Raw genomic sequence first — 15,108 nt, 5'->3', positions numbered from 1 at the left:
AGAAAGCCCCCTCACGTGCGTGAGGGGGCTTTGACGCTCAGTGCCTACTGGACGATGAGCGGAACCTCCGGCGACGGGCCGTCCGACAGCGGGATCTGGTACCGCTGCGTCAGGTACGACGCGATGCTGTGGAACAGCGGCGCCGCGGAGTGGCCCACCGGGAGCGTCGTGTCCGGCGCGTCCAGCCGGATCCCGACCACGAACCGCGGGTGGTCCGCGGGCAGGATGCCGGCGAAGGTGATGTTGTAGAGGTGGTCGCTGTAGGCCTTGGTCCGCGGGTCGACCTGCTGGCCGGTGCCGGTTTTCCCGGAGATCTGGTAGCCCTCGACCGCCGCCGACGGGGCGGTGCCCTTCTGCAGGCCCTTGCCGTTCTGGGCGACCGCGCGCATCATGTCGCGCACCGTCTTGGCCGTCTGCGGGCTGACCACCTGGACCGTCTTGGGCGCGGGCTCCGGCACGGTCGTCCCGTCCGGGTTGACCTTGGCCTTGACGATGCGGGGTTCGACGCGCAGGCCGTCGTTGGCGATGGCCTGGTACATCCCGGCCATCTGCAGCACGGTCATCGACAGGCCCTGCCCGATCGGCAGGTTGCCGAAGGTGGTCGCCGACCACTGGCTGCGCGCGGGCACGACGCCGGCGCTCTCGCCCGGGAGGCCGACGCCGGTGCGCTGGCCTAGGCCGAACCTCTTGAGCAGCTCGGAGTAGCGCTCCTCGCCGATCTTCTGCGCCAGCAGCAGCGTGCCGATGTTGGACGACTTGGCGAAGATGCCGGCCGTGGTGAACGTCTGCGTGCCGTGGGTCCAGGCGTCGTGCACGGTCTTGTCGGCCACCTGCAGCGCGCCGGGCACCTGGATCGTCGACTCCGGCGTCGCGATGCCTTCGTCGATCGCCCCGGTGGCGGTGACGACCTTGTTGACCGACCCGGGTTCGAACGGCGTGGTGACCGCGGGGTTGGCCAGGTTGTCGGTGGTCCAGGTGCTCTGGTCGTTGGGGTCGAACGTCTTGTCGTTGGCCAGGGCGTAGACCTCGCCGGTCTTGGCGTCCATGACGACGGCCTGCCCGCCCTTGGCGTGCGACTGCTGGACGTAGTCGGTGAGCTGGCGCTGCACCTCGTACTGCAGGTCGGAGTCGAGGGTCAGCTCGAGGTCCGAGCCGGGGACGGCGGCCTGCAGGTCGTGCTCGGTGCCCGGGATGACGACGTTGTCGCTGCCGTTCTTGGTGTTGACCATCATCCGGCCCGGCGTACCCGCCAGGTCGTTGTCGCGGACGAGTTCGAGCCCGACGAGGCCGTGCAGGTTGTGCTTGGACACGTCCGGGTCGTCGGAGCGCCAGTTCGCGGCGCCGACGATGTTCGCCGCCAGGCTGCCGCCCGGGTACTCGCGCAGCGCGCGCTTCTCGACGCCGATCCACGCGAAGTGCTTGACGATGTCGGCGGCGATCGACGGCTCGACGTTGTTCACCAGGTAGGTGAAGGACGCCTGCTTGTGGAACAGGTCCAGCAGCTGCTGCTCGCTGATCTTGTCCGGCACCTTGCCGGCGATGTACTTCGCGGCCGCGGCGGTCTCGCTGTCGAACGTCTTCGGCGTGCCCGGGTTCTTCGCGGCGTAGTCGTCCATGTTCTTGTGCAACGTCTTCAGGTTCACCGAGAGCGTGCGCACCTCGACGCTGAACGCCAGCTTGGCGCCGTTGCGGTCCACAATGGACCCGCGCTGGGCGGGGATGTCGATGGTCTGGGTGCGCTGCCGCTCGGCCGCCGCGGACAGCGCCCCGGCCTCGAACCACTGCACCTGCACCAGTTTCGCGCCCGCGACGAGCAGCAGGGCCACCAGCAGCAGGCGCACGGCGGAGAACCGGGTGCGGTGCCCGCCGTTGCCCCGGCGCGCGGCCGCGCTGCGGGTCCCGGCGGCGTAGGTCCGCCGCGCGCTGCCCGCGCCGCGGGCGCGGACCTGTCCCCGGCCGGACGCCATCACTGGCCGCCCCCGGGCTGCGCCGGCGGTGCGGGCTGCTCTTCGGCGGGCACGGCGGGCTGGTCACCCTCGATCGGCGCGCCCTGCTGCGACTGGGTGCCGGCGGCGGGCGCGGCCGGCGGCGCGACCGGCACCGCCGGGGTGTCCGCCTTGGCCTTCTTGGGCTCGCCGACGAGCGAGGTCTTCCCGTCCGGGCCGACGACGATGCGCGCCGGGTCGCCGCCGGGCACCATGCCCTGCTGCTGGGCCGCGGGGGCCAGCGAGGCGGGCGACTCGGCCTTCGCGACGTCGCGCTGCAGCTGTTCCTTCGTCTCGGCCAGGTTCGCGTTGGTGGTGCGCAGCTGCTCGAGCCGGTAGGAGTCGGCGATCGCCTGCGTGGTCAGCCACAGCGTGGTCGCCACGCCGACGGCCAGCAGCGCCATCATCATCAGCACGAACGACGCCCGCGACTTCGGCAGCCGCAGCTTGAGCTTGAAGGTGCGCTCGCCCGGCTCGGTCCGCTTCGGCTCGGGCCGCGGCTCGCGGTCCTTCAGCAGGTCGGCGCGCTGGGCGCGGCGCGCGTAGGCGCGCTCGGCCGCCGAGGTGCGGCCCCGCGACGCGCGGCGCGGCGCGGCCTTGCCCGGCTCGAGGGTCTGCGGGTCCGGCTCGACGGTGGTCGAGGTGCGGGCGGCGTCGCTGCGTCCCCGCGTCGCCGGCGCGTTCCGGCGGCGGGACTTCGTGGGAGCGGTCATCGCGGCTCTCCGATCCTCTCTGCGGCCCGCAACCGCACCGAAGCGGCGCGCGGGTTACGTTCGATCTCCTCTTCGCCGGCCTTTTCGGCGCCGCGGGTCAGGAGCTTGAACTCCGGCCCGTGTCCCGGCAGCTCCACCGGAAGGCCCTCCGGGGTGCGGGACTTCACGAGCGCGGCCAAGGCCTGCTTGACCAACCGGTCTTCGAGGGACTGGTACGACTCGACGACGATGCGTCCACCCACGGGAAGCGCGCCCAGCGCGGCGGGCACGGCCCGGCGGAGCACCTCCAGCTCGCCGTTGACCTCGATCCGCAGCGCCTGGAAGGTGCGCTTGGCCGGGTGCCCGCCGGTGCGGCGGGTGGCGGCCGGGACGGCGTCGTAGAGCAGCTCGACCAGGCGCCCGCTGTTGGTGAACGGCTCCTGCTCGCGCGCGGCCACGACGGCCTTGACGATCCGCTGCGCGAACCGTTCCTCGCCGTAGTCCCGCAGGATCCGGATCAGCTCGCCCGGCGCGTAGGTGTTGAGCACGTCGGCGGCGGTGAACCCGGTGGTCGGGTCCATCCGCATGTCCAGGGGCGAGTCCTTGGAGTAGGCGAACCCGCGCTCGGCCCGGTCCAGCTGCATCGACGAGACGCCGAGGTCGAAGAGGATCCCGTCGGCCTTGGTGAGCCCCAGCCCGGCCAGCGCCTCGGGGAGCCCGTCGTAGACCGTGTGCACGAAGTCGACGCGGGCGCCGTGGCGGGCCAGGCGTTCCGCCGACTTCTCCAGCGCCGCCGGGTCGCGGTCCAGCGCGACGAGGCGCAGCCGCGGGAAGGCTTCGAGGAGGGCATCGGAATGCCCGCCGAGGCCGACCGTCGCGTCCACGAGGATCGCGTCGCGGTCGGCGAACACGGGAGTGAACAGCTCGACGATCCGGTCGAGCAGCACCGGCACGTGCTCGGGTGCCGTCATCGTTCCCTCCCCCTTTCTCGCCTGGGCGGCCCGGGGGAAAGACGGCGGATGCCGTCAGGTCCCTGTCCGCCCGCTGCTGACCTGGTACCGGGGAAGGTGCACCAGGGCCATTGAGCGGACAGAGGCCTCACGGCATCCGGGTGGGCTTCCCCTTGTCGCGCGGACGGCGAACCTGTCGTCCCCCGACGACGAAGGTGCACCGCGACCGCCCGCCTAGAAGACGCCCGGCAGTACTTCCTCTCGAGCCTTCGCGTAGCTGTCTTCGTGCTCCTCCAGGTAGCCCTGCCACGCTTGGGCGTCCCAGATCTCCAGCCTGGTGATCGCCCCGATCACCACGCACTCCTTGCTGAGCCCCGCGTAGCGGCGGAGCTCGGGCGCGATGCTGATGCGCCCCTGCCCGTCCGGGCGTTGTTCGTCCGTCCCGGCGAACAGGTAGCGCTGGTAGGCCCGAACCGCCTCGTTCGTGAACGGGGCCTCGGCGACCTTGCGCGCCATCTGCTCGAACTCGGCGCGGGGGAAGACGAAGAGGCAGTGGTCCTGCCCCTTGGTGAGCATCAGCCCGCCGGCCAAGGCGTCGCGGAACTTCGCGGGCAGCGCGAGCCGCCCCTTGTCGTCCAGTTTCGGGGTGTGGGTGCCGAGGAACACGGCCTCCACCTCCCTACCGCCCCCGGCGGCGAACCACCTCGGACGGCCACGGGGCTTCCCTTCCGCCCCACTGGCCACCACCGTACCCCACTTTTCACCACAGTCAACGCGACAAACGGGCAGACCACTCCGTCGTGTGTTCCGTTTGCGCAGGTCAGCAAGGTGGGGGCCGGTGGGGGCCGCGGTGGGGGACGGTGGCCAAGATCCCCCGCACCGGGGGCCGGAGCAACCTCAGCTGTTCCCCATGCGTCCGCATAACGGCCGCGAAAGAACCCTCCACCCCCAAATCCGGCCCCGTGGGGCCTCCGGTGGGGCCCGGTGGGGACGCGGGTGGAGCAAGGTGGGGAACCGCGGTGGGGCCCGGTGGGGACACCGATGGCTCCAAGTGGGCCCGGGGCTGGGACCCGGTGGGGACCTACGCGTGATCAGCGGGGCATCACCCGTGACTGAGCGGGCATCACCCGTGATCCGGCAGGTATCACGCGGATCCAGCAGGCATCACGCCGATGCCCTCCCCACCACGCGTGATGCCTCTCCAGTCACGCGTGATGCCTCTTCAATCACGCGTGATGCCTCTCCAGTCACGGGTGATGCCCGGCTGATCACGAGCGAACTTCAGTCCGGCGGGGTGAGGAGGGCGGCGAGGCGGGATGCCAGGCGGGTGCTGTCGACCGGGGTCACCGTCACCCAGTCCGCGCCGCCCCGGCCCGGGGTCTTCGTCGCGCAGTACGCGCCCACGTCCGTGTCGAACCACGTCAGCCCGCCGAGCCGCGCCACCCGGCCCGACGGCGACCGGCGGCTGACGCTGAACTGCCCCGCCGCGTACACCGGCCGGGCCTGGATCGCCCGCACCTCCTGCAGCTGGGCCGCCGAAGCCGCCGAGGAGGCCTCGCCGGACAGGCTCGACGCCGGGAGGCTGACGCCGTAGCCGGGGCCCGCCGTCAGCTCGGGCAGCACGTCGACCAGAGCCGTGCAGAGCTCGCCCTCGCGGATCGAGTCCAGGCCGATCGTCTGCTCCGGCTGGGTCGCCAGGACGCCGTGGCGGCCGCGGACCGCCGTCACCCCGCGGAACGGCGTCGACGCCGTCATGTCCGCCAGCGCTTCGCACGCGACGAACACGTCCGCCGCCGCGAGCAGGTTCAACCGCGAGGACAGCGCCGGCTCCAGCCGGGACCCGTCGTAGAGGCCCCGCTCGGCGAGGTTCTCGTACACCGCCTTCCGCACCTCGGCGCGTTCCTCGTCGGTCCCGCCGACGCTGCGGACGCTCAGCGGCTCCGGCGGGCGGTCGTGGCCGAGGTCGGTCCAGAGGATGTCGAACGCCGAGGCGGAAACCCGGATCAAGCCTGCCCCAGCCGCGGCGGATCGTCGAAAGCCGCGGCCGGCACATGGCCGCGCAGGGCCGCGTCCCGGGTCCGGAGGACGTCGATCGCCTTCTGCCGCGCGGCCTCGGCCTCGGCGCGGCGGGCCGCCATCTCGTCGGCCAGCCCGGCCAGGACGAGCACGTTCCCGGCGCCGGCGGCGTCCCGGATCATCGCCGCCGGGTCGTACTCCACCGGCGGTGGCATGTCGGCCCTGGCCCGCGCGGCGACGTCGGCCTGGGCGCCGATCGAGCCGCCGACCGACGCCGACACCGCCGCGGAGTGCGACAGCCACCGCGCGGCCCGGCCCAGCGCGGCGCGGGCCGCGTCCCCGGCGCCGCCCCGCCAGTTCTCCTCCGAGGAGGAGATCAGCGCGGCCAGGTCGGCGGTGGACTCGTGGAGCCGTTTCGCCAGCCCGTCCCAGCGCGCGCCCGCCTCGCCCGCGGCGACCGGGTCGTTGCCCCGCTCGACCTCCGCGGCCATCGCCTCGTGGCTGTAGGACTCGTACCGCGCGGTGGGAACGGGGGGTTCGGACACGGCGTACCTCTCTCAGGGCAGCTTCGGTTCGACCAGCCCGGCCACCGTGCCCGCGCGGCGGCACGCGAGCGGGGTGTCCGAGAAGCCGGTGTTGCTGACGTCGATCTGGACGTTGGCCGCGTCGCCCACCCCGAGCAGGACGGCGCAGGTCCCGTCCGCGGCCCGCTTGTCCGCCACCTTCAGCGCCGGGCGGGTGCCGTAGGTCGTCTTCGTGACCGTCTTCTTCACGAGGTCGAGGTCGGTCAGCCCGTGCTTCTCGTCGAAGGTCACGGTGACGCCGAAGGTGCCGGGCACGGTCCAGTCGCAGGCCCGGGCCCCGGCGATGTCCTTGGGTTTGCCGAGCACGTTCACCCCGGCGGCCGACCGGTCCTGCGGGGAGAGCAGCGCGCAGGGGTCGAGCGCGGCCAGCGTCGCGGGCGCGGCCGAGGGTGGCGCCACCGGAGGCGCCGACGCCTGCGAAGACGCGTGAGCCGCCGAAGCCGGCGGGGTGGTCTGCGACCCGCACCCGGCGAGCAGCAGGAGAGCGGGGACAGCGTACCGGCGGAGCAGCGTCACCCCGCGCTGCTCCGCGACCGTCCGTTCCACGCGCTCAGCCACCCGAGCAGTCCACGCCGTCCGCCGCCTGCTCGTCGGCGTGCTGGTACTTCGCCAGCGCCTTGCCGATCTGCTGCTTGAGCGTCTCGAGCTCCTTGCCGAACGCGGTCAGCTGCTGCACGGCCGAGCCCTGCCCGCCGATGCCGTACTCGGCCATGAACTCGCCGATCTCGCCGGCGTACCCGCCGCCGAGCGGCACGGTCCGGCCGAGCACCTTGGCTTCGCGGACCATCTCGCCGACGGCGTCCTGCAGCGCGCCGAGCTTGGCGTAGGCGTCCGTGGCCAGCTCGGGGGCGACCGCGAACCCGCGGACGTCGAACGGTGGCTGCGTTCGCACCTCGCTCATAAGCGGTTACGCCTCTCCGAAAGCGGACACAGTCGGGCGACCTCCCACAAAAGCGTACGACAGTGCAGGGTGTCATCGGGACCGCCCAGAAACGGGTGACAACACACCCGATCGGGGTATCGTCCCTGCTTGCGCAGTGTCATCAACCGCAGTGCCGGGCGTGATCCCCCGGGCTTCGCGGGGTTCCGCCCCCTGGTTCGCCCGGGTTTGACACACTGGATGGAAGGCTGGTCGCTGCGCGCGGACAGCAGCGAGGGGGCCGTTCGGCCCGGCGGTGCGCACAGTGCGCGCGGCCACGCGCCACCAGGAGGTCGAGTGACGTCGAGAATCCAGTCTGCGGCGCCCGGATCGGGCGAGCAGGCATCCGAGCGACCGCCCTACCCGGCGGAGGCCTCGGTCAACGGGCGGCCCCACGCCCGGCCCGGCAGAGTGTCGCTGGACGAACTGCACGAGACCGCGCGGCGGATCGCCGCGAACGTGGAGCGGGTGCTGGTCGGCAAGCCCGACGTCATCCGGATCGCGCTGGTCACGCTGCTCGCCGAAGGCCACCTCCTGGTCGAGGACGTGCCCGGCGTCGGCAAGACGTCGCTGGCCAAGGCCCTCGCCCGGTCGATCGACTGCACGGTCAGCCGGATCCAGTTCACCCCGGACCTGCTGCCGAGCGACGTCACCGGTGTCTCGATCTACAACCGCCAGTCCGGCGAGTTCGACTTCCGCCCCGGCCCGGTGTTCGCGAACATCGTGGTGGGCGACGAGATCAACCGCGCTTCGCCGAAGACGCAGTCGGCGCTGCTGGAGTGCATGGAAGAGCACCAGGTCACCGTCGACACCTCGACCTACCGCCTCGAGCAGCCGTTCATGGTGATCGCCACCCAGAACCCGATCGAGATGGAAGGCACGTACGCCCTGCCCGAAGCGCAGCGCGACCGGTTCACCGCGCGGGTCTCCATCGGCTACCCCGACCAGCAGGCCGAGCTGGCCATGGTCGACGAGCACGCCGGCCACAACCCGCTCGAAGAGCTGCAGCCGGTGTCCGACGGCCAGACCGTGCACCGGCTGATCGAGACGGTCCGCGGCGTGCACATGGCGCCGGAGGTCCGCCGGTACGCCGTCGACGTCGTCTCGGCCACCCGGCAGGTGCCGGAGATCCGGCTCGGCGCGTCCCCGCGGGCGACGCTGCACCTCGTCCGCGCGGCGCGGGCGCAGGCGGCGCTGTCCGGGCGCGACTACGTCGTGCCGGACGACCTGCACACGGTCGCGGTCCCGGTGCTGGCGCACCGCCTGGTGCTCACCACCGAGGCCCACGCGGCGCGCCGGTCGGCGACCGACGTCGTGCGCGCGGTGCTGCACCGGGTACCGGTGCCGCAGGGCTCCCGGCCCTAGTTCTCACCGGCGAAGGGGAAGAGAACGGCATGCTGCGTGCCCTGTCCGGCCTGACCACCCGCGGCCGCTGCCTCCTGGCCGCGGGGATCGCCGCCGCGGTGTGCTCGTTGGTGCTCAACGAGCGCGACCTGCTGCGCGTCGCCGTGTTCGTGGTGGCGCTGCCGCTGCTGGTCGCCGCGTTCATCTCGGCGACCCGGCTGCGGATCGGCGCGACCCGCGCGCTGCACCCCCAGCGGGTGGCGGTCGGCGGGAACGGCGAAGTCCAGCTGGAGCTGTGGCGCAGCGGGCGGCTCCCGGCCGGCGAGATCCTCCTCGAGGACGGCGTGCCGTACGCACTGGGTTCGCGGCCGCGGTTCGTCGTCGAGCGGCTGCCGCACGACCGGCGGGTCGCGCTGCGCTACCCCCTGCAGCCGGTGCAGCGCGGGATCCAGCAGGTCGGGCCGCTGCGCGCGACGATCACCGACCCGTTCGGGCTGTGCGAGTTCGAGCGCGAGCTGATCGGGCACTCGCGGCTGGTCGTCGTGCCCCGGGTGGTCGCGCTGTGGGGCCTGCCGAGCGGCGCGGGCATCGGCGTCGGCGACGACGGCACGGTCCGGCTGCACGCCGGGCAGGGCGAGGCCGATGTGATCGTCCGCCAGTACCGCCAGGGCGACGACCTGCGGAAGGTGCACTGGCGCTCGACAGCCCGTCGTGACGAGATCATGGTGCGCGTCGAGGAACGGCCGTGGCGCGGCGGCACCACGGTGCTGCTCGACCACCGCGCCGCCGCCCACCACGGCAGCGGCCCGGCCGCCAGCATGGAGTGGGCGGTGTCCTTCGCCGCGTCGGCCGCGCTGCACCTGCGCCGGTCCGGGCACCGCGTCCGGCTGGTCACCGAGCACGGCCTCACGCTCGCCGACACCCCCGGCGACGGCGGCGACCACTACGACCACGTCGTGCTCGACGCCCTGGCCGCGCTGCAGCCGGCGCACCAGCGCGACATCACGCTGGCCGGCGACCCGGCCGAGGGGCAGGAGCTGATCGCCGTGCTCGGCACGGTCAGCACCGAGGCCGTCCACGAGCTGGCCCAGTTCCGCCCGCGGGGCATCCGCAGCCTCGCCGTCCTGCTCGACACGCCCACGTGGTCGGCCGGGGTGAGCGCGCCCGAGCAGCGGGCGGCCGCCACGGAGGACTCGGCGGCGCTGCTGCGCGCGGCCGGCTGGGGCGTGGTGATCGCCGGTCCCGGCTCGCCGATGCCCCAGGTGTGGGCCGAGCTCTGCCGCAGCGGCGCCGGCCGCGGCACCCTGATCGGCGGTCTGCGATGAACGCCGTTGTGCCGACGCACGAATTCGACCGGCCCGCACTCCGCCGCAACACCACCGTGTCGCCGCGCGAATTCGACCGGCCCGCACTCCGCCGCAGCACTGCCGCGTCCCTGCGCGAGCTCGACCGGCCCGCGCACCGCCGCAACACCCCTACCGGGAGCCCGCGATGAGCACCGCCGCGCCCCCGCGCAAGTTCGACCGGCCCGCTCCGCGCCGGCAACGTCCGCTTTCGGCCTGGCGCAGCAGCGTTCTCGCCCCGGTCGCCGCCGGGATCGCCACCCTCTGCGCGGCGACCTCCGTGACGAGCGTCGTGGCCGGACTGGCCTGGTTCGGCTACCTGTTCGTCGCCGTCCTGCTGATCGGCGCGACCGGCCTGGCGCTGCGCTCGCTGCAGGTGCCGACCGTGCTGGTCGGCCTCGGCCAGCTGCTCGTGCTGCTCTTCCTCGTCACCGGGGCGTTCACCACGCACGGGATCCTCCAGATCATCCCCGGCCCGGACGCGTTCGGCGAGATCGGGAGCACGCTGTCGGCCGCCGCCGAGCAGATCCGCGTCGGGTTGCCGCCGGTCGAGGGCAGCCAGCCGATCCTCTGCCTCGTGACGATCCTGATCGGCCTGGTCGCCGTCCTGGTCGACACCCTGACGGTGGCCGCCGCGGCGCCCGCCGCGACCGGGCTCGTGCTGCTCTGCGTCTACGCCGTGCCCGCCGCGTTGAGCGAAGAAATGCTGCCGTGGTGGACGTTCCTGTTCGGCGGCGCCGCGTTCGCCGGCCTGCTCGCCGTCGACGGCAACCACCGGCACCAGCGCTGGCGGACCCGGGAGGCCCCCGGCCGCAGCGGCAAGCCGGGCGTGCTGTCCGCGCCGGTCGCGGTGGTGGCCGCGGCGATCGTGCTCGGCCTGTTCGGCGGAGCGATCACGTGGGTCGGCACGGTCGGGCGCATCCCCTTCGGCAGCGACGGCAACGGCGCCGGCGCGGGTTCCGGCGGCTTCGGCATCCAGCCGTTCACAGAGCTGCGCGGCATGCTCGACCAGGGGTCCAACCGCGAGCTGTTCAAGGTCCGCGGCCTCGGCACCGACCGGCGGCTGCTGCGCGCGATGACGCTGGACACCTACTACCCCAACAAGGGCTGGGGCCTGCACGACGAAGGCCGTTCCCAGCAGGGCGTCCCGGTCGGGCCGCAGCTGCCGCCCGCTCCGGGCGACGACGGCAGCGGCGCCGCGCGGCGGATCGACGTCGAGCCGACGAGCTGGCGGGACAACTGGCTGCCGGTGTACGGCGCCCCGCGGGTGATCGACGGCGCGGCCAACGGCTACCTCTACGACCAGGTCAGCGGCACGGTGTTCACCACGCGCAGCGAGGTTCCGCCGTCCTACGTCGAATACGCGTCGCTGAAGGAGCCGACGGCCCAGGAGCTGCGCGTGACCCCGCGGGTCGACGACCTGCCGCCGCGCTACACGGAGATCGACCGGGTCGACAACCGCGTCCGCGCGAAGACCGAGCAGCTGATCGCCAACGAGGCCAACGACTTCGACCGGGCCTCGGCGATCTGGCGGTACTTCACGGCGCAGAACGGGTTCGTCTACGACACGAAGACCGCGCCGGCGAACGACGCCGACGCGCTCGCCGACTTCATCCTCAACGGCAAGCGCGGCTTCTGCGAGCAGTTCGCCTCGGCGATGGCCGTGATGCTGCGGGTGGCGGGCATCCCGTCGCGGGTGGCGATCGGTTTCACCCCCGGCGTCCAGGTCAACGACTACCTGTCGATCAGCACCCAGGACGCGCACGCGTGGGTCGAGGCGTACTTCGGCGACCGGGGCTGGGTGACGTTCGACCCGACGCCGCTGTCCGACGGCCGCGGCATCACCCCGTCGTACCTGCAGGCGGGCACCCAGGACGGCAACCAGCCCGACGACACCCAGGTGGCGCCGAGCACGGTCCAGTCGAGCGCGGCGCCGACCGGCGCCCCCCGCGACACCGAGCAGAACGCGCAGGCCCAGGGCCCGCAGGAAGCCGAGTCCGGCACGCCGGGCTGGGTGTGGGCGCTGGTGCTGCTGCTCGTCGCCCTCGCGGTGCTGGCGACGGCCCTGGTGGTCGTCTCCGGACGGCGTCGCCGGAACCGGCCCGAACGCGAACCGGCGGCGTCCGGGCTCGGCGCCGTGCTGAAGAACTGGCTGCCGCTGATCACGGCCGCGCTGTGGGTGACCGTGCTGGGCGTCCTGACCTGGCTGGTCGCCTGGTGGTTCAGCCTGATCGTCGTGCTGCTGCTGGCCGGGCTGCTGGGCCCGTCGGCGGCGCGGGACGTCGGCCGTCGACGGCGGCTGCAGGAGATCGTCGGGCAACGGCCGGGCGCGGCGGACGCGGCGTGGTCCGAACTGCGGGCCGAGTGCGCCGACCGCGGGCTGCCGATCCCGCCGAGCGACACGGTCCGGGTGGCCGGGCAGAAGCTGGCGGCGAAGCACCACTTGGACGACGAAGGCCGCGAAGGTCTCCGCACGGTCATCGGCGTGGTGGAGCGCTCCTGGTACGGCGAAGACGGCGAAGGCGACCCGACGCTGCCCTCGGCGTTCGACCACCTGCGCCGCAGCCTGCACCGCAACGCACCGCTGTCCTGGAAGGGCCGCCTGTTCCCCCGGTCCCTCTTCCGCAACCGCGACTGAGCGGGCATCACGCGTGTCCCGAGGGCATCTCGCGTGATCAGGCGGGCATCAGCCGTGTCTGGAGAGGCATCGCGCTGATGCCCCGCAGGACACGCGTGATGCCCCGCTGATCACGCGTGATGCCCGCTCGATCACGCGAGTCACGTCTCTGATCACGCGAGTTACGGCTTCGACCACGCCAGTTACGCGGCTGATCACCGCGGGACCCGGGTTTGGGGCCCGGCTCACCCGGGCGGGGGTCACCCGCTGTCACCGTCGTCGGCGGCGCGGGGCCCGGGTGAGGTGAGCACACAAGAAGATCCGCGTCCCACCAGGGCGGTGGGACGCGGATCTCGTGGTCTTGCGGCGCTACTGCTCTTCGAAACGCTGGCGGAAGCGCTCCTCCATCCGCTGGGTGAAGGAACTCCGGCGACCCGTCTGCTTGCCGCCGCGGGAGCCCGATCCACCGCCCTTGCCGTCCGCTTCGGCGCCGTGCCGAAGCGATGTGACGGCCAACATGACCCCGAAGAACATCACGAGGAACCCGAGCACGCTGATCAGCGGAATGTCGGCCACCCGGAACTGCGGCACCACCACGCCCAGCACCAGCAGGGCCACGCCCACTACGAACAGGGCGATGCCCTGGATACGCCGTCGGCGAGCGGGGCGACGCAACCGGGTGCCACGCACCGTGGATGCGAACTTGGGGTCCTCGGCATAGAGCTCGCGCTCGATCTGATCGAGCAGCCGCTGCTCATGCTCGGAGAGTGGCATCTTTCCTCCTCCGGCACAGCTGTCGCGGGCGCCGGGCCGCGCAACGTCCTGGACCCAACAGCCAACCCCAGGCGGGGTGGCACTGTCCAGGATACGAGGCCCGCGCCCGCACGACTACCCGATCCCGCATCCAGAAGGGATCGAATTGGGCTAATTCCGGACCGGAGCAGGTTGACGGACTGTCACGGTCGCCGATCGTGACCTTTTCACGGCTCTCGCGGCCTCGCCGGGGCCGCCTGCCGAGCCGAAGATCACGCCCCGTGCCCGGCCCCCGCGGACGGCTGTGACGGGGTCCGCGCGGCGAGGGCCGGACTTCAGCCTTCGGCGACCGCCGCGGCCGGGGAACGGCGGCGGCCCGGTGAGCGCCCGCGGTCGACCAGCCACTCCGGGGCGGCGGCCCGGTGAGCGGGAGCAGCCGACCAGCCACCCCGGGGCGGCGGCCCGATGAGCCAGGCGGCGGAGTCCTGCGCAGCACCGCCCCGCCAAGCCGCGGACCCCGCAGCGCCGACCACGTCTGCCCCTTGGCCGGGCGCGGCACCGCGCGGCCACCCGCCCTACCCGAGGCCCGGTGAGCGCCCGCGGTCGAGCGGGCGGCGGTGTCTGGTCGGCCAGCCACCCGACGGCCCCCGCGGATCCGGCTCACTGCTCCCGCGGTGCCAGCAACGAGGCAGGCCGGATCGCCGCCGAGCCGAACTTCGACCTCGCGATGTCCGCCGCGACCTCGGCGTCCCGCCAGCGCGGCGCCGGCGAGTCGAACACCAGCTGCTCCCCCGCCTCCCCCGTGTCCAGCCCCTCGACCCGGACGCCGATCAGGCGGACCGCCCCCGTCGGGGCGTGCTCGGTGAGCAACGCCACGGCGACGGCGTGGATCTGGCGGGCGACGTCGGTGGCCGAGACGAGCGTGCGGGCCCGGGTGATCGTCCGGAAGTCGGCGAACCGCACCTTGATCGAGACGGTCCGGCCGCGCACGCCCCGCGCCCGCAGCGTCGCCCCGACGCGCTCGGCCAGCCGCAGCAGCTCTAGGCCCAGCTCGGCCCGGTCGTGCCGGTCGACGTCGAAGGTGTGCTCGGCGCCGATCGACTTGTCCGGCGAGTCGACCACCACCGACCGCTCGTCGACGCCGTGCGCGAGCCGGTACAGGTGCTCCCCGGCCGCCGTGCCCAGCGACTTCTTCAGCCGGTCCGGCGGGAACGCGGCGACGTCGGCGATGGTGTCCAGGCCCAGCCGTCGCAGGTGCTCCTCGGTCCGCGCGCCGACGCCCCACAGCGCCGACACCGGCAGCGGGTGCAGGAAGGCCAGGGTCTCCGCCGCGGGGACGACGACCATGCCGTCCGGCTTCGCCATGCCCGACGCCAGCTTCGCGACGAACTTGACCTTCGCCACCCCCACGGAGCAGGTGATCCCGTGCTCGGCCGCGACCCGCGAGCGGATCTGCGCGCCCAGCGAAGCCGGCGTCGCCCCCAGGCGCCGCAACGCCCCGCTGACGTCCAGGAAGGCCTCGTCGAGGCTCAGTGGTTCGACCAGGGGCGTCAGCTCGCGGAAGATGCCCATGACGCCGCGGGAGACCTCGCCGTAGAGCCCCGAGGTCGGCGGGATGTTGATCAGGTGCGGGCACAGCCGCTTCGCCGTGGAAAACGGCATGGCCGAGCGCACACCGAACTTCCGCGCCGGGTAGTTCGCCGCGGCCACGACGGCCCGCGGCCCGCCCCCGGACACGACGACCGGCTTGTCCGCGAGTTCGGGCCGGGTGCGCAGCTCGACGGACACGAAGAACGCGTCCATGTCGACGTGCAGCATCCCGCACCCGGTGTCGTCCGGCGGCGGTTCTCCCGGCCGGACCCGGAACCGGCCCATCCCGCCCGGCAGCTCAGCGTTTCTCCCCAC

The 15,108-nt window shown here is 73.1% G+C and carries 13 protein-coding genes; 3 read left to right on the top strand and 10 right to left on the bottom strand.

All coding sequences use genetic code 11. The features are described 5' to 3' along the window. Nucleotides 1–44: 44 nt before the first annotated feature. The 8 genes from ACH54P_RS44505 to ACH54P_RS44470 form a co-directional block, all read right to left on the bottom strand. Nucleotides 45–1,967 (bottom strand): peptidoglycan D,D-transpeptidase FtsI family protein, encoded by a 1,923-nt coding sequence (locus tag ACH54P_RS44505; protein ID WP_489909311.1) that lies wholly within the window; start codon nt 1,965–1,967, stop codon nt 45–47. Beyond that, nucleotides 1,967–2,698, bottom strand: a complete 732-nt coding sequence (gene ftsL / locus ACH54P_RS44500; RefSeq protein WP_489909310.1) for a cell division protein FtsL — start codon at nt 2,696–2,698, stop codon at nt 1,967–1,969. The genes ACH54P_RS44505 and ftsL overlap by 1 nt, the downstream gene beginning before the upstream one ends. After that, nucleotides 2,695–3,648 carry a 16S rRNA (cytosine(1402)-N(4))-methyltransferase RsmH gene (rsmH, locus tag ACH54P_RS44495; protein ID WP_489909309.1) on the bottom strand — a complete coding sequence of 318 codons (954 nt, stop codon included), beginning with the start codon at nt 3,646–3,648 and terminating at the stop codon, nt 2,695–2,697. The genes ftsL and rsmH overlap by 4 nt, the downstream gene beginning before the upstream one ends. Before the next feature lie 213 nt (nt 3,649–3,861). Continuing rightward, nucleotides 3,862–4,293 (bottom strand): division/cell wall cluster transcriptional repressor MraZ, encoded by a 432-nt coding sequence (gene mraZ / locus ACH54P_RS44490; RefSeq protein ID WP_086670270.1) that lies wholly within the window; start codon nt 4,291–4,293, stop codon nt 3,862–3,864. 615 nt (nt 4,294–4,908) lie between these two features. Next, the gene (locus tag ACH54P_RS44485; RefSeq protein ID WP_489909308.1) at nt 4,909–5,634 is read right to left on the bottom strand and encodes an ESX secretion-associated protein EspG; all 726 of its coding nucleotides are present in this window, start codon (nt 5,632–5,634) and stop codon (nt 4,909–4,911) included. Beyond that, on the bottom strand, nt 5,631–6,188 hold the full coding sequence (locus tag ACH54P_RS44480) for a PPE domain-containing protein (RefSeq protein WP_489909307.1): 558 nt from the start codon (nt 6,186–6,188) through the stop codon (nt 5,631–5,633). The genes ACH54P_RS44485 and ACH54P_RS44480 overlap by 4 nt, the downstream gene beginning before the upstream one ends. A 12-nt stretch (nt 6,189–6,200) precedes the next feature. Further along, entirely contained in the window at nt 6,201–6,785 is a 585-nt protein-coding gene (locus ACH54P_RS44475; RefSeq protein ID WP_489909306.1) for a DUF3558 family protein, read from the bottom strand. Continuing rightward, nucleotides 6,778–7,128: a hypothetical protein gene (locus ACH54P_RS44470; RefSeq protein ID WP_489909305.1), complete on the bottom strand. Its 351-nt coding sequence runs from the start codon at nt 7,126–7,128 to the stop codon at nt 6,778–6,780. Before ACH54P_RS44470 ends, ACH54P_RS44475 begins: the two co-directional genes overlap by 8 nt. Before the next feature lie 315 nt (nt 7,129–7,443). Here ACH54P_RS44470 and ACH54P_RS44465 point away from each other — a divergent pair, with 315 nt between their 5' ends. The 3 genes from ACH54P_RS44465 (at nt 7,444) to ACH54P_RS44455 (ending at nt 12,471) form a co-directional block, all read left to right on the top strand. After that, nucleotides 7,444–8,511, top strand: a complete 1,068-nt coding sequence (locus ACH54P_RS44465; RefSeq protein WP_489909304.1) for an AAA family ATPase — start codon at nt 7,444–7,446, stop codon at nt 8,509–8,511. 29 nt (nt 8,512–8,540) lie between these two features. After that, complete coding sequence (locus ACH54P_RS44460; RefSeq protein WP_489909303.1) at nt 8,541–9,815, top strand: DUF58 domain-containing protein; 1,275 nt, start codon at nt 8,541–8,543, stop codon at nt 9,813–9,815. Nucleotides 9,816–9,981: 166 nt separating this feature from the next. Then, nucleotides 9,982–12,471 (top strand): transglutaminase TgpA family protein, encoded by a 2,490-nt coding sequence (locus ACH54P_RS44455; protein WP_489909302.1) that lies wholly within the window; start codon nt 9,982–9,984, stop codon nt 12,469–12,471. A gap of 348 nt (nt 12,472–12,819) precedes the next feature. Here ACH54P_RS44455 and ACH54P_RS44450 read toward each other — a convergent pair whose 3' ends face one another. Both ACH54P_RS44450 and dinB read right to left on the bottom strand, forming a co-directional pair. Then, a complete protein-coding gene (locus ACH54P_RS44450) occupies nt 12,820–13,224 on the bottom strand; it encodes an SCO2097 family morphological protein (protein ID WP_489909301.1) in 405 nt (134 codons plus the stop codon). Between the two features lie 639 nt (nt 13,225–13,863). Further along, the gene (gene dinB / locus ACH54P_RS44445) at nt 13,864–15,078 is read right to left on the bottom strand and encodes a DNA polymerase IV (protein WP_489916994.1); all 1,215 of its coding nucleotides are present in this window, start codon (nt 15,076–15,078) and stop codon (nt 13,864–13,866) included. Nucleotides 15,079–15,108 lie beyond the last annotated feature (30 nt).

The sequence above is a fragment of the Amycolatopsis sp. N2S4-7 genome (genome assembly GCF_058119595.1).
Note: the sequence above shows the minus strand (reverse complement) of the source record. Positions and strands in the feature narration are given on the sequence as shown.

Excerpts from the sequence above, each read along its gene's own strand:
- rsmH (WP_489909309.1), bottom strand. The coding sequence starts at position 3,648 with ATGACGGCACCCGAGCACGTGCCGGTGCTGCTCGACCGGATCGTCGAG.
- ACH54P_RS44505 (WP_489909311.1), bottom strand. The coding sequence starts at position 1,967 with ATGGCGTCCGGCCGGGGACAGGTCCGCGCCCGCGGCGCGGGCAGCGCG.
- ACH54P_RS44455 (WP_489909302.1), top strand. The coding sequence starts at position 9,982 with ATGAGCACCGCCGCGCCCCCGCGCAAGTTCGACCGGCCCGCTCCGCGC.
- ftsL (WP_489909310.1), bottom strand. The coding sequence starts at position 2,698 with ATGACCGCTCCCACGAAGTCCCGCCGCCGGAACGCGCCGGCGACGCGG.
- ACH54P_RS44460 (WP_489909303.1), top strand. The coding sequence starts at position 8,541 with ATGCTGCGTGCCCTGTCCGGCCTGACCACCCGCGGCCGCTGCCTCCTG.
- ACH54P_RS44470 (WP_489909305.1), bottom strand. The coding sequence starts at position 7,128 with ATGAGCGAGGTGCGAACGCAGCCACCGTTCGACGTCCGCGGGTTCGCG.
- ACH54P_RS44450 (WP_489909301.1), bottom strand. The coding sequence starts at position 13,224 with ATGCCACTCTCCGAGCATGAGCAGCGGCTGCTCGATCAGATCGAGCGC.
- dinB (WP_489916994.1), bottom strand. The coding sequence starts at position 15,078 with ATGGGCCGGTTCCGGGTCCGGCCGGGAGAACCGCCGCCGGACGACACC.